The 13,916-nt window shown below is 32.0% G+C and carries 13 protein-coding genes; 3 read left to right on the top strand and 10 right to left on the bottom strand.

All coding sequences use genetic code 11. The annotated features are described in order from the left end of the window. The first annotated feature begins 87 nt into the window (after nucleotides 1–87). Nucleotides 88–606: a thioredoxin family protein gene (locus tag DKT72_RS02260; RefSeq protein WP_111307106.1), complete on the top strand. Its 519-nt coding sequence runs from the start codon at nucleotides 88–90 to the stop codon at nucleotides 604–606. Nucleotides 607–663: 57 nt separating this feature from the next. On the opposite strand, the gene DKT72_RS02255 is transcribed toward DKT72_RS02260, so the two are convergent. From DKT72_RS02255 to DKT72_RS02210, 10 genes are all read right to left on the bottom strand, one after another. Then, nucleotides 664–1,479, bottom strand: a complete 816-nt coding sequence (locus tag DKT72_RS02255) for a prohibitin family protein (protein ID WP_111307105.1) — start codon at nucleotides 1,477–1,479, stop codon at nucleotides 664–666. Nucleotides 1,480–1,491: 12 nt separating this feature from the next. After that, nucleotides 1,492–3,525, bottom strand: coding sequence for a VWA domain-containing protein (locus DKT72_RS02250; RefSeq protein ID WP_111307104.1), 2,034 nt, complete (start codon nucleotides 3,523–3,525; stop codon nucleotides 1,492–1,494). Nucleotides 3,526–3,542: 17 nt separating this feature from the next. Continuing rightward, nucleotides 3,543–4,289 carry a 3-oxoacyl-[acyl-carrier-protein] reductase gene (fabG, locus tag DKT72_RS02245; RefSeq protein WP_111307103.1) on the bottom strand — a complete coding sequence of 249 codons (747 nt, stop codon included), beginning with the start codon at nucleotides 4,287–4,289 and terminating at the stop codon, nucleotides 3,543–3,545. 192 nt (nucleotides 4,290–4,481) lie between these two features. Next, entirely contained in the window at nucleotides 4,482–5,354 is an 873-nt protein-coding gene (sucD, locus tag DKT72_RS02240; protein WP_111307102.1) for a succinate--CoA ligase subunit alpha, read from the bottom strand. A gap of 63 nt (nucleotides 5,355–5,417) precedes the next feature. Continuing rightward, nucleotides 5,418–6,362, bottom strand: coding sequence for a UDP-3-O-(3-hydroxymyristoyl)glucosamine N-acyltransferase (locus tag DKT72_RS02235; RefSeq protein ID WP_111307101.1), 945 nt, complete (start codon nucleotides 6,360–6,362; stop codon nucleotides 5,418–5,420). A gap of 74 nt (nucleotides 6,363–6,436) precedes the next feature. Next, complete coding sequence (gene efp, locus DKT72_RS02230; protein WP_111307100.1) at nucleotides 6,437–7,003, bottom strand: elongation factor P; 567 nt, start codon at nucleotides 7,001–7,003, stop codon at nucleotides 6,437–6,439. 101 nt (nucleotides 7,004–7,104) lie between these two features. Continuing rightward, nucleotides 7,105–7,890 carry an acyl-ACP--UDP-N-acetylglucosamine O-acyltransferase gene (gene lpxA / locus DKT72_RS02225; RefSeq protein ID WP_111307099.1) on the bottom strand — a complete coding sequence of 262 codons (786 nt, stop codon included), beginning with the start codon at nucleotides 7,888–7,890 and terminating at the stop codon, nucleotides 7,105–7,107. Between the two features lie 46 nt (nucleotides 7,891–7,936). Continuing rightward, nucleotides 7,937–9,343, bottom strand: coding sequence for a bifunctional UDP-3-O-[3-hydroxymyristoyl] N-acetylglucosamine deacetylase/3-hydroxyacyl-ACP dehydratase (locus tag DKT72_RS02220; protein WP_111307098.1), 1,407 nt, complete (start codon nucleotides 9,341–9,343; stop codon nucleotides 7,937–7,939). Continuing rightward, the gene (gene lpxD, locus DKT72_RS02215) at nucleotides 9,330–10,358 is read right to left on the bottom strand and encodes a UDP-3-O-(3-hydroxymyristoyl)glucosamine N-acyltransferase (protein ID WP_111307097.1); all 1,029 of its coding nucleotides are present in this window, start codon (nucleotides 10,356–10,358) and stop codon (nucleotides 9,330–9,332) included. Before lpxD ends, DKT72_RS02220 begins: the two co-directional genes overlap by 14 nt. A 57-nt stretch (nucleotides 10,359–10,415) precedes the next feature. After that, nucleotides 10,416–11,642: an HD domain-containing protein gene (locus DKT72_RS02210; RefSeq protein WP_111307322.1), complete on the bottom strand. Its 1,227-nt coding sequence runs from the start codon at nucleotides 11,640–11,642 to the stop codon at nucleotides 10,416–10,418. Nucleotides 11,643–11,678: 36 nt separating this feature from the next. On the opposite strand from DKT72_RS02210, the gene porX reads away from it, so the two are divergent. Beyond that, nucleotides 11,679–13,241, top strand: coding sequence for a T9SS response regulator signal transducer PorX (gene porX / locus DKT72_RS02205; protein WP_111307323.1), 1,563 nt, complete (start codon nucleotides 11,679–11,681; stop codon nucleotides 13,239–13,241). 81 nt (nucleotides 13,242–13,322) lie between these two features. After that, complete coding sequence (tsaE, locus tag DKT72_RS02200) at nucleotides 13,323–13,772, top strand: tRNA (adenosine(37)-N6)-threonylcarbamoyltransferase complex ATPase subunit type 1 TsaE (RefSeq protein ID WP_111307096.1); 450 nt, start codon at nucleotides 13,323–13,325, stop codon at nucleotides 13,770–13,772. Nucleotides 13,773–13,916: the final 144 nt, after the last annotated feature.

The following is a 13,916-nucleotide window of genomic DNA, read 5'->3' as shown; positions in this document are numbered from 1 at the left end:
ATTTAAATTTATAATATTATGGTTTATTTATTATAAAATGAATAAAATTAAATATTTTCACAAAATAATCCTTCTAGAATAAAATATATGAAATTTAAATTCAGAATCATTTCTTTAATAGTCTTTTTCATGGTTATAGATTTTGCTTTTGCACAAGAACCAGCCGATATAATTTTAAAAAGAGCTACCGAAAAAGCCAAAATTGAAAACAAAAATGTATTTGTAATGTTTCATGCCTCATGGTGTGGTTGGTGCAAAAAAATGGATGCTGGGATGAATGATGTGGCTTGTAAAAGCTTCTTTGATGATCATTTTGTGATTGAGCATTTAACGGTTCAAGAGTCTGCGGAAAATAAAAAACTTGAAAATCCTGGAGCTCAGGAATTATTAACTAAATATAAAGGAGATAAAAGCGGGATTCCTTTTTGGTTAATTTTTGATACCGAGGGTCATTTACTAACGGATAGTTTTGATAACAATGGACAGAATTTAGGATGTCCTGCATCAAAAGAAGAAGTTGCCGTTTTTATTGAAAAATTGAAAAAGACTTCTTCAATGAAAGATGAAGAATTGAAAATTATCTCAAACGTTTTTACACTTAAATAAAAAACTGAGCAATTAAAATGAATCACTCAGTTTTATAATGTCTTTAAAAGTTTGTTTTTATTGATTCCCTAAAATTACGGGCAAACCACTATCGCCTGCACCAATCACTATAACTTTACTATTGGGTGATTCTGCCAGTTTCATAGTGGCATCAATTCCTTTGTCCTGTAAAATTTTATCTGTTAAAGAAGCACTTAATATTCTGTTAGATTCTGCTTTCCCTTCTGCTTCAATGATCACTTTTTCAGCTTCTTTTGATGCGGTCACTAATCTAAATTCATATTCTAATGATTCTTGTTCTTGTTTTAGTTTACGTTCAATGGCATCTTTGATGGTGGAAGGCAATGTTACATCCCTCACCAAGACTTCATTTAATTGAATATACTGTGATTCAACTATTTTTTTTGTTTCTTCAAAAATCTCTTGTTGTATAGCGTCTCTTTTGCTTGAATACAATTGTTCTGGTGTGTAACGACCAACAACACTACGTGCAGCGGAACGTATAGCAGGAAGTAACACACGTTCTTTATACATTTCACTTTTTTCTTGGTGTAATTTTCCTAAATTTTTAAAATCTGGTTGAAACCAAACGGAAGCTTCTAATTTAATATCCAATCCATTAGAAGACAGAACATTCATTTTTTCAAGTATTTCTTGTTGACGAACTTCATAGATAAATACTTTATTCCAAGGTGCTACTAAGTGAAAGCCTTCACCCATTGGGGGTTCATCGGTTACCACACCTTCACCGAAAGTCTGAAACAGTACTCCAGCTTCACCTGAATCTATAGTTACTGCAGATTTTGCTAGTATAATAATAAGGATAATCGCTGCTATGATAGCAGGTATTGCAATTTTTGGTAATCTTTCCATTATATATTTAGTTTATATTAATCCGTTATATTTCCTTAAAAACCATTCAATAGCAAGAGTTAAGGCTATTAGGAAGAGTAGATATTTCCAATCTATCAAAGGTACGGTATTTTTATTACTTTTTTGGATGGCTACAAAACGAGTGTCTTTTAATAAATCATTCACTAAACTATTGGTAGTATTAATAAAATAACTTGCCCCTCCACTATGAGTGGCTAAACGCTCTAGTTTTGTTACGTCGGCATTTAAGAATTGCTGCTCTACGTCGTATTCCAAGATTTGAAAATTACCAGATTGCGATATATTTTCATTTTTAGCAAAAACTTTAAAAGTATATTCAGAGGGTTTTAAATTACTTAAGTCTACTTGATAATTATTGTTTTTCAATATGAACGGGAAGCTTTTTTCTTCATTTGATATCTTATCTTTTACCGTGATGGTAAGGGTTTCTCTAGCATCAAACTCAAAATTTTTATCGAAAAACTGTGCCTTAATGATAATGTTACCTGAACCATTATAAAATGATTCGGAATCAACATTTAACCGGTTTCTCTTTTTGTTGGATGCTAAATATTGAACCAATTTCCCCATAAAATTATCGAAACCATTAAAAGACTTGGTATTTAAATAACTTTGGGCGCGCCATTGCCAAATATTTTCTCCAAACAAAACAGCTTCTCTCCTACCACTATTCTCAAAAGTCACTAATAATGGTTCTTTTGTAGGAATATTGTTAAATTTTTTATACAGAATCGTTTCAAAAGGAATCGAAAAAGTTATTTCTCCATAATTTGATTTTAATGGCGGAAAAGACTCAAAATCAATGTCATCTATTATAAAAGGTGAATAATTTAAGTTTCGTTCAGCTTGGTAATCTTCGGTTTGATTTGTTATTTGTTGGTCGTAATTAGAGCTGATAGTATTTAAAAAATTCAAATCTGTTTTTGTACCAACAATGACCATACTGTTCTTGTTCTCCTTATTTAAAATATCAAATAACTGATTAAACTTATTATTTGGCTGGTATAATATAAATAATTGAAAATCATTAATTTGATTTAAAGATTCGCTTGATTTTAATATCGTAACGTCTCGTTGCTCATTACTTTCAATACTCTTTTTTATAACCCCTAAATCAGGATGTAAAAAGTCACTAATTAAGGCTACTTTTGTTTTTTGATCAATAACTTCTACCGCAAAGTTTTTTGTATTGTTTACAATATTCTTTTCATTATCTAAAGGGACAAGTGTTGCTTTGTATACACTTACCCCAACACTATTTGCAGGTAATGTAAAATTAATAACCTTAGAATTGTTATTTTTTGAAAAAGTAATGGACTGTGAATAAAGCGTAGCATTACCATTGGTAACAATAAATTGGGAATTAACATTACTGTTTCCATTATAAACTAAAAAGACTTCAATAGGAAAGCTGTTTTTTAGAAAAGCATATTTATTAACGTTTAACTGCTGAATTTTTAAATCGGTATACGTAATGGTATCTCCTAAAATGATAGGATAAATAGGTTGCTTATATAATTCGGAACTAAATTCATAATCACTTCCATAAGTTTGATTACCATCTGTAATTAAAATAGTTGGCGAAATAGATTCTTTATAAATTTGAGATAACTGATTGATAGCGTTACTAATATTAGTCTGTTGCTTATTAAAAACCAAAAAATCTTCCGAATTCAGATCATCACCAAAAGAATAAAACTCCAAATTAAATTTATTATTTAATTCGGTATTCTGGGTTAATGACTCCACTAATCTTAAGGTGTTTTTATCTTGCTTTAAGTCTTTTACTGAACTTGAATTATCAACAGCCACTAACAAATTTGGCTTTTCCTTATAAAATTCAACATGCTCAAACTTAGGGTTGATTATCAATAATAAAATAGAAAAAATGGTCGTAAATCTTAAAAAAACAAACATCCAAGTGAGTTTGGATTTTCTTTTCGATGTATTCCAATACTGAAAAAGCGCTAATAATAGCGCTAATATTCCTGCAAGTATGATAAATATAAGAGTTATAGAACTCATTAAAGTTTTTACCTAATTTATGTTAACATTCCACCATCAACATTGAGTGTTTGTCCTGTAATGTAAGCACTCATATCGCTTGCTAAGAACACACAAGCATTGGCTACATCTTCAGGAGTTCCTCCACGTTTTAAAGGGATTCCGTCTCTCCATCCTTTAACAATATTTTCATCAAGTTTGGCAGTCATCTCCGTTTCAATAAAGCCAGGGGCAATCACATTACTTCTTATATTTCTAGAACCTAATTCTAAAGCCACGGATTTTGAGAACCCAATAATTCCTGCTTTTGACGCAGCATAGTTAGTTTGACCTGCATTTCCTTTAACACCAACTACAGAACTCATATTAATAATGGAGCCTTTACGTTGTTTCAACATGGTTCTTTGAACCGCTTTTGTCATATTAAAAACCGATTTTAAATTAACTTCAATAACGGAATCAAAATCTTCTTCACTAATACGCATTAATAGGTTATCTTTGGTAATACCTGCATTATTGACTAATACGTCAATACTCCCGAATTCAGATACCACATCATCTGCTAATTTTTGAGCTTCATCAAAATTAGCCGCATTACTTTTATAACCTTTCGCTTTTACACCTAAGGCATTTAATTCTTTTTCCAATTCATTGGCTGCTTCAACAGAAGCACTGTATGTAAATGCGATATTGGCACCTTGTTCAGCAAATACTTGAGCAATTCCTCTACCTATGCCTCTACTTGCACCCGTTATAATAGCTGTTTTTCCTTCTAATAATTTCATTCTGGTTTTATATTTTTTTTAGTTTTCATATGTAACATCCATATAATCATTCCTGTAGACAAATTGATTTTAGGAATGGATGTTTCATTTAGTTATATAAAAAAGTTGTTTTTCAAATATAGTAATTACAAATTGTATCAAATAAAAAAACCTCACAAAATACTGTGAGGTTTTTAATCTGTATAAATCGTTTTAAGCTAAAACCTCGGCTACTTTTTTACCAATTTCAGCAGGAGAATCTACTACATGTATGCCACATGCTCTCATGATTTTCTTTTTAGCTTGCGCTGTATCATCACTACCTCCAACAATAGCACCAGCATGCCCCATGGTACGACCAGCTGGAGCCGTTTCACCAGCAATAAACCCTATAATTGGTTTTTTACTACCACTCGCTTTGTACCAATGAGCAGCATCTGCTTCTAACTGACCTCCTATTTCGCCAATCATAACAACAGCTTCAGTTTCTGGATCGTTTATTAATAACTCAACGGCTTGTTTGGTCGTCGTTCCTATAATGGGATCACCACCAATACCAATAGCAGTCGTAATTCCTAGTCCTTGTTTTACAACTTGATCTGCTGCTTCGTAAGTTAAAGTTCCAGATTTAGAAACAATACCTACATTTCCTTTTTTGAATACAAACCCTGGCATAATCCCTACTTTGGCCTCTCCAGGAGTAATAACTCCCGGACAGTTAGGGCCGATTAAACGACAATCTTTATCTTTAATATAATCTGCGGCAGTAATCATATCTGCCACAGGAATACCTTCTGTAATAGTAATAATAACTTTAATACCTGCATCAGCAGCTTCCATAATGGCATCGGCTGCAAAAGCTGGCGGCACAAAAATAATGGTTGTATCTGCTCCAGCTTTTTCCACAGCTTCTGCAACTGTATCAAAAACAGGTCTATCTAAATGCATTTGACCACCTTTACCTGGGGTGACACCACCAACCACATTGGTTCCATACTCAATCATTTGACTTGCATGAAATGTTCCTTCGCTACCTGTAAATCCTTGTACTATTATTTTTGAATTTTTATTTACTAAAACACTCATTCTATATTATTTAATTTTTAAATAAAGCAGTGCAAAAATACTTTATTGTGGTTAGTTATACGTTTAATTTTTGTTATTTTTTTTGATTTCATTTAAAATATCAGGAATCTGTTTGATAGATGCCATTTCTTTTAATTCAGTTCTAGCTTCTTGCGCCGGTGTTCCCCAATAGGTTTTATGTCCTTCCAGCGATTTACTAATACCTGCCTGTGCATGGACAACAGCTTTTTTCCCAATAGTCACTCCACTAGTACAACCTACTTGACCCCAAAAGGTCACTTCATCTTCAACAACCACACAACCGGCTATTCCTACCTGAGATGCAATCAAACATTTTTTTCCAATAACAGTATCATGACCAATTTGTATTAAATTGTCCAACTTTGAACCTTCTCCAATTATCGTATCACCCGTAACACCTCTATCGATGGTACAAGATGCACCAATATCTACATGATCTTCAATCACTACCCTACCACCAGAGACCAATCTATCAAATCCTTCGGGCCGTTTTTTGTAATAAAAAGCATTAGCACCTAAAACTGTATTTGCATGGATGGTCACATTATTTCCAATGACAGCTCCATCATAAATACTAACATTTGAATGAATCATACAATTATCTCCAATAGTAACATGATGCCCTATAAAACAATTAGGTTGAATTACAGTGTTTTTTCCAATGATGGCGGAATCTGAAATGGATTTATTAGCAGACTGAAAAGGCTTAAAATGATTGGTTAGCTTATTAAAATCCCTAAATGGGTCATCACTAATAAGAAGTGCTTTTCCTGTGGGACATTCCACTTGCTTATTAATTAAAATAATGGTTGCTTTAGAATGCAACGCTTTGTCATAATATTTTGGGTGATCTACGAAAACGATGTCACCAGCTTCAACCACATGAATTTCATTCATGCCTAAAACTATAAAATCATCAGCACCAACAAATTCGCAATCAATTAATTGAGCTATTTGCTTTAGAGTATGGGGGTTTGGGAATTTCATTTATAAATTGAGGTGTTTAGTTGTTTAATTGTTGAGATGTTTAAACAGATAAACGCATCAACGAATAAGCCTTATTACTCTTTTACACGTTCTTTATAAGTCCCTTTTTCAGTTTCCACTTTAATTTTGTCTCCTTCATTAATAAATAGAGGCACATTAATAATGGCACCAGTTTCAACAGTTGCAGGTTTGGTGGCGTTTGTAGCTGTATTTCCTTTAACACCTGGCTCTGTAGCAGTTACTTCTAAAACAACACTTGCTGGCATTTCCACGGAAAGAGGCATGTTATCTTCCGTATTGATAATGACAGTTACCACTTCGCCTTCTTTCATAAGTTGAGGACTATCGAGTGCCGATTCACGTAATTGTATTTGGCTAAAATCTTCTGTATTCATAAAATGATAATATTCACCATCATTATATAAAAATTGAAATTTATGGGTTTCAACACGAACATCTTCTAATTTATGACCTGCAGAAAAGGTATTATCCAAGACTTTTCCGTTAGTAACGCTTTTCATTTTTGTTCTTACAAACGCTGGCCCTTTCCCTGGTTTAACGTGTAAAAATTCTATTATTTTATATATATCATTGTTGTAGCGGATGCATAATCCGTTTCTAATATCGCTTGTAGTTGCCATTTTATTGTTTTGTTATTAAGTTGTATGCTATTCAGTCGTTTATTGTTTAATCAATTGTTGTTAAGTGGGAAGGACAATTCCACAAAAAACGATTTTACTTTTTAATTTGATTTAAAATATCCTTTCATAATACCTCGATGTGAATTTTTGATGAATTGAAGAATTTCATCGCGCTCTGGCGTTGCTTCCATTTCTGCTTCAATAATTTCTGCAGCTTGTGTATTATTATAATTTTTTTGATAAAGAATTCTGAAAATATTCTGAATTTCCCTTATTTTTTCTGTTGTATATCCACGTCTTCGCAACCCTACTGAGTTAATCCCAACATAAGATAATGGTTCGCGAGCTGCTTTTACATATGGGGGAACATCTTTTCTAACCAAAGAGCCTCCCGTTACAAACGCATGATTACCTACAGAACAAAATTGGTGTACAGCCACCATACCAGCTAAAACAACATAATCTCCAATAGTTATGTGTCCTGCCAAAGTGGTGTTATTTGAAAAAATACAATTGTTACCAACAATGCAATCATGGGCAATGTGACAATAAGCCATTATCAAACAATTATCTCCAATAACGGTTTTCATTCTGTCTGAAGTACCTCGGTTGATAGTGACACATTCACGAATAGTCACATTATCCCCTATTTCAACAGTTGTATCTTCATCATTATATTTTAAATCCTGAGGAATCGCAGATATGATAGCGCCTGGGAAAATATTACAGTTTTTTCCAATTCTAGCACCTTCCATAATAGTTACATTACTACCAATCCAAGTACCATCTCCTATTTTTACATTATTATGAATGGTCGTAAAAGGCTCAATAACAACGTTTTTTGCAATTTTTGCACCTGGGTGCACGTATGCTAGAGGTTGATTCATTTATTAATTTTGTTTAAGTTCTGAAATATTAGCAAACATATAATAATTATTTCACTTTAGATATTTGAGCCATAAGCTCTGCTTCGGCACATAATTTTCCATTAGCATATGCATAACCTTGCATATGACATATCCCACGACGTATGGATGTTATTAAACTACACTTAAATATTAAAACATCGCCAGGCACCACTTTTTGTTTAAATTTAACATTATCCATTTTCATGAAAAAAGTTAAATAATTTTCTGGGTCTGGAACAGTATTTAACACTAAAATCCCACCCGTTTGCGCCATGGCTTCAACAATTAAAACTCCTGGCATTACTGGGGCTCCTGGAAAATGACCCGCGAAAAAAGATTCGTTCATGGTGACATTTTTTTGAGCTATCACATAATCATCCGTAAGTTCAAAAACTTTATCTATTAACAAAAACGGTTGTCTGTGTGGCAACATGGCCATAATTTGATTCACATCCATTAATGGTTGTTGATTCAAATCTATATTAGGGACATTATTGCGTTTCTCGTTTTTAATAATTTTTGAAAGCTTTTTAGCAAACTGTGTGTTAATAAAATGCCCTGGCTTATTGGCTATTACTTTTCCTCTAATTCTAGTACCTATTAGGGCTAAATCCCCCAAGACATCCAGAAGTTTGTGTCTCGCAGCTTCATTAGGATAATGCAATGTAAGATTATCCAATATACCATTGGGTTTTACAGCAATAGAGTCTTTTTTAAAAGCTACTTTCAGTTTCTCCATAGTTTCAGGAGATAAAGGTTTATCTACATAAACAATAGCGTTGTTCAAATCACCTCCTTTTATCAATCCATGCTGTAACAACATTTCTATTTCATGCAAAAAACTAAAGGTTCTAGAATTAGAAATATCTTTTTTAAAATCTGAAATCTGATTTAAAGTAGCATTTTGCGTACCTAATACTTTAGTGCCAAAATCTACCATTGTGGTGATTTGGTATTCTTTGGATGGCATTACTAAAATTTCACTTCCTGTTTCTTCATCTGTATAAGAAACAATCTCTGTGATAACATATTCTTCCCTGCAAGCATCTAGTTCTATAACCCCAGCATTTTCAATAGCTTCCACAAAAAACTTAGAAGATCCATCCATGATTGGAGGCTCAGAAGCATTTAATTCAATAATAACATTATCAACATCTAACCCAACTAAAGCGGCAAGCACATGTTCTGAGGTTTGAATGGTGACACCATTTTTCTCTAAACAAGTTCCACGTTGTGTGCTAGTTACATAACTAGCATCGGCTTCAATTATAGGGGTTCCTTCTAAATCAACACGTTTAAAAGCTAATCCGAAATTTGCTACAGCTGGCTTAAATGTTAAGGTTACATTTTTCCCTGTATGCAAACCAACACCTGTTAAAGATATGTCTTTAGATATTGTTTTTTGTTTAATGTCTGTATTAACTATTCCCATTTATTTTTTTTTCTAAATCATCAATATTTTTAACAATTTTGGGCAAATTTTTAAAGTGCACATAGGATTTATTATAATCTATGATGGAAAAAGCAGGAGACCCTTGTATAATCTCATTATCCTTAATGCTTCTACCAATTCCTGATTGTGCCTGTATTTTTACGTTATTTCCAATAGTAATATGCCCCGCAATACCTACCTGCCCTCCTATTTGACAATTTTCGCCAATTTTAGCAGATCCCGCAACGCCTGTTTGAGCGGCTATAACAGTATTTTTTCCGATTTCAACGTTATGTGCTATTTGAATTTGATTGTCTAACTTAACACCTTGTCTTATTATGGTTGAACCCAAAGTGGCTCTATCAATGGTGGTTGCAGCTCCTACATCAACATTATCCTCAATAACCACATTTCCTATTTGAGGTATCTTACTGTATGTACCATTATCATTGGGTGCAAAACCAAATCCATCTGCACCAATAATGACTCCAGAATTTATCACACAATTATTTCCGATAATAGTATCGGCATAAATCTTAGCTCCGGAAAAAATAGTGGTATCATGACCTATAGACACATTATCTCCGATATAAGTATTCGGAAAGACCTTCACGTTATTTCCAATGGAAACATTTTCACCAATATAAGAAAAAGCGCCTATGTATATATCATCCCCTTTTTTACAAGACTCTGATATAAAAGAAGGCTGTTCTATACCTTGTTTATTGAATTTTACCGAGTTGTAATATTCTAATACCTTTGAAAAAGCCTTGTATGCATCATCTACTTTTATAAGAGTGGTTTTAATACCATTTTCAGGTTTAAATGTTTTATTAACGATTGTGATAGAAGCATTTGTTGAATATATAAAATGATTGTACTTTGGATTTGAAAGAAATGTTAAAGAACCTTCTGATCCTTCTTCTATTTTTGATAATTTAGAAACTTCAACATCTGGATTCCCTTCCACATCACCTTCTAAAATCCCTGCTATTTGTTGTGCTGTAAATTTCACACGCTTAATCTTTATTGTTTTTTTATTACTTAATCCGGCAAAAATAGGAAAAATGTACTAAAGTTTTTCCTTAGGATAACATATAAAATATTTTGTAACAGGTTTGGCCAAGGCTTTTACATTAAGCTGGTCTGATGCTTTTACTATATCTTCAATCTTTCCAGATTTATGCAAAATATTAATGCTATGGTGATTAAGTTGATAGGCTTGATTAGAAATTTCTCCCATAAATACAAAATATTCAGCTTCTTTCTTTGTAAGTTTTAATCGGTCCATTACATGCTGAATATGTGATTTTAATTCCTCTTCTTTTATTTTTTTATTCTTCAATTTAATTTTCAGCAAGTTTCTATTTATTATCATTTCAGATAGATGACTCAATACAAAATCGTCATGATGTTGCCATTCCTTTAGCGCTAAAATAATATCATAATCATCTAATCGAGAAAATATTTCTAAGGTCTCATCATTAAAATTTTCAATAGAAATTTCATTGTTTAAAAAGTACTCCAGTGATTTACTTGTATTGAGTTTTTTTATTTTGTTTAATTCTTTTGCCCGCTTTAAAGTTCTAATTAATAGTTGCTCGGCAACTAAACCTGTTTTATGTAAATAGACTTGCCAATACATAAAACGCCTGGCAACAATAAATTTTTCAACACTATAAATACCTTTTTCCTCAATAACCAACTTATCATCTACCACATTCAGCATGGTAATTAATCGTTCACTGTTTATGTTGCCTTCAGCAACACCCGTGTAAAAGCTATCTCGCTTTAAATAATCTGCCCTATCCATATCTAATTGTCCAGAGATAAGTTCACACATAAAAGGCCTGTGATAATCTCCTTTAAAAATTTTAATGGCTAGCGTTAAACTTGAGTTAAATTCAGCATTCAACTTCTCCATAAATAATAGAGAAATTTGCTCATGAGACACATTATTTACAATACTATTTTCCATCGCATGAGAGAAAGGGCCATGACCTATATCATGCAATAAAATAGCACTATAAAGCGCATCTTCTTCTTCTTTAGAAATGACAATACCTTTAAAACGAAGCACATTAACCACTTGCTGCATTAAATGAACACAACCTAGAGCATGATGGAAGCGTGTATGATGAGCACCAGGATAAACCAGATAAGACATACCCATTTGAGTAATTCGTCTTAAGCGTTGAAAATACCTATGCTGTATTAAATCGAAAATAAGAGGATTTGGAATAGTAATAAATCCGTAAATTGGGTCGTTTAATATTTTGAGTTTGTTATTAGTCGGCAAACTTTGATCTTTATTAATTATTACAAACAAATATACATGAATAACATAAATATACTTTGGGTTGATGATGAAATTGATTTATTAAAACCACACATTTTATTTCTTGAGAAAAAAAACTACACCGTCACTACATGTAAAAGTGGCACGGAAGCGATTGAAATACTTGAAGATAAAAATTTTGATATTGTTTTTTTAGATGAAAACATGCCAGGTTTAACTGGTCTTGAAACTTTAAATGAAATTAAAGAACGTAGAGATAATTTACCTGTTGTCATGATTACAAAAAGTGAAGAAGAATATATCATGGAAGAAGCTATTGGCAATAAAATAGCCGATTACCTCATAAAACCTGTAAACCCAAATCAAATTTTATTAAGTTTAAAAAAGAATCTAGATCATTCTAGATTAGTTTCAGAAAAAACGACTTCCAATTATCAACAGGAATTTAGAAAAATAGCGATGGAATTGGCTATGGTAAATTCTTATGAAGAATGGGTTAGTTTGTACCAAAAACTTATTTATTGGGAAATTCAACTTGAAGATATTGAAGACATTGGCATGGCTGAAATTTTAGACTCCCAAAAAATTGAAGCCAACTCCCAATTTGGCAAGTTTATAGAAAAAAATTATTCCAACTGGTTTCAGGGAAATGCAGAAGCCCCGATAATGTCCCATACCCTCTTTAAAGAAAAAATAGTACCCGAATTAAGCAAAGAGAAACCAACACTATTAGTAGTTGTTGATAATTTACGATATGATCAATGGAAAGTTTTTGAACCCATTATTAGCAACTATTACAAAAAAGAAAAAGAAGAAGCTTTTTTCAGCATTTTACCAACTGCCACACAATATGCGAGAAATGCTATTTTTTCAGGCTTAATGCCGAGTGATATGGAAAAATTATTTCCAAAGTATTGGAAAAATGATACGGATGAAGGGGGTAAAAACCTATTTGAAGCTGAATTTTTAGAAACTCAAATGAAACGGCTTGGACTGAATCATTTAACACACGAATACCATAAAATAACCAATTTAAAATCTGGTAAAAAATTATTGGAAAACTTTAAATCGTTAAAAAATAATGATTTAACTGTGGTTGTATATAATTTTGTAGATATGCTTTCACATTCAAAAACAGAAATGGATGTTGTGAAAGAATTAGCGGCTAATGATAAAGCCTATAGATCGTTAACACTGAGCTGGTTTAAAAACTCACCTTTATTAGAAATGATCAATCAAGCCCACCTACTGGGTTTTAAACTTATATTAACTACAGACCATGGCACTATTAATGTTAAAAATCCGTCTAAAGTCATAGGAGATAGAGATACTAGTTTAAATCTCAGATATAAAACAGGCAGAAGTTTAAGTTACGAATCTAAAGATGTTTATGTTGTAAAAGATCCTAAAATAGCCCACTTACCTTCCATTACTATGAGTAGTTCTTTTATTTTTGCTAAGAATGACATATTTTTAGCTTATCAAAATAACTATAACCACTATGTAAGCTATTATAGAAACACCTATCAACATGGAGGTATCTCCCTTGAAGAAATGATTATTCCATTTATAGTCTTTAATCCCAAACAATCCATGTAAAGCAAAAAACATCGTCAAAATACATTTTGCACTAGTTTTATTAAAATATTATTTATATTATTGTAATCATATTATATAACCTTGGAAATAATTTACAACATTGAAAATATCAATGATGTTGCAAAACAACTCATTGCCAATTTAACAACAAAAACAATATTAATTTATGGGGATATGGGTGCTGGTAAAACAACCATTATAAAATCCATAGTTAAATTACTGGGTAGCAATGACGACGTTAGTAGCCCAACATTTTCGATAGTTAATGAATATGAAGCTGACAATATATTAATTTACCATTTCGATCTTTATAGAATTAAAAATATTGAAGAAGCTTATAGTTTTGGAATTGAAGATTATTTGTTTTCAGACAATTGGTGTCTCATTGAATGGCCTGAAAAAATCGAAAGTATAGTGCCAATATATTATGATCGAATTGATTTGGTACAAAATCCAGACAATTCTAGAACATTAAAATTGAATAACAAAAACGAGTTTAACCTTAAAAATATGCTGAGCAACCAAAAATAAACAACTATAATTTCTCCAAATTTTGTGTTTTTACGGTAAATCCACAGGTAAAATTTTAAAAATCAATGTTTTTAACATAATTTTAACATTTTAATCAAATCTGCGATTTAGGCTTTATCTAAATTTGGGTATTAATTAATTAAT

Source organism: Confluentibacter sediminis (assembly GCF_003258355.1).
Taxonomy (GTDB): domain Bacteria; phylum Bacteroidota; class Bacteroidia; order Flavobacteriales; family Flavobacteriaceae; genus Confluentibacter; species Confluentibacter sediminis.
The sequence above is the reverse complement of the archived record's forward strand: the minus strand, read 5'-3'. Positions and strand labels throughout refer to the sequence as shown.

Bases quoted from the DNA above. Each gene is read 5' to 3' on its own strand.
- DKT72_RS02260 (WP_111307106.1), top strand. From the start codon at position 88: ATGAAATTTAAATTCAGAATCATTTCTTTAATAGTCTTTTTCATGGTT.
- DKT72_RS02255 (WP_111307105.1), bottom strand. From the start codon at position 1,479: ATGGAAAGATTACCAAAAATTGCAATACCTGCTATCATAGCAGCGATT.
- DKT72_RS02250 (WP_111307104.1), bottom strand. From the start codon at position 3,525: ATGAGTTCTATAACTCTTATATTTATCATACTTGCAGGAATATTAGCG.
- fabG (WP_111307103.1), bottom strand. From the start codon at position 4,289: ATGAAATTATTAGAAGGAAAAACAGCTATTATAACGGGTGCAAGTAGA.
- sucD (WP_111307102.1), bottom strand. From the start codon at position 5,354: ATGAGTGTTTTAGTAAATAAAAATTCAAAAATAATAGTACAAGGATTT.
- DKT72_RS02235 (WP_111307101.1), bottom strand. From the start codon at position 6,362: ATGAAATTCCCAAACCCCCATACTCTAAAGCAAATAGCTCAATTAATT.
- efp (WP_111307100.1), bottom strand. From the start codon at position 7,003: ATGGCAACTACAAGCGATATTAGAAACGGATTATGCATCCGCTACAAC.
- lpxA (WP_111307099.1), bottom strand. From the start codon at position 7,890: ATGAATCAACCTCTAGCATACGTGCACCCAGGTGCAAAAATTGCAAAA.
- DKT72_RS02220 (WP_111307098.1), bottom strand. From the start codon at position 9,343: ATGGGAATAGTTAATACAGACATTAAACAAAAAACAATATCTAAAGAC.
- porX (WP_111307323.1), top strand. From the start codon at position 11,679: ATGAATAACATAAATATACTTTGGGTTGATGATGAAATTGATTTATTA.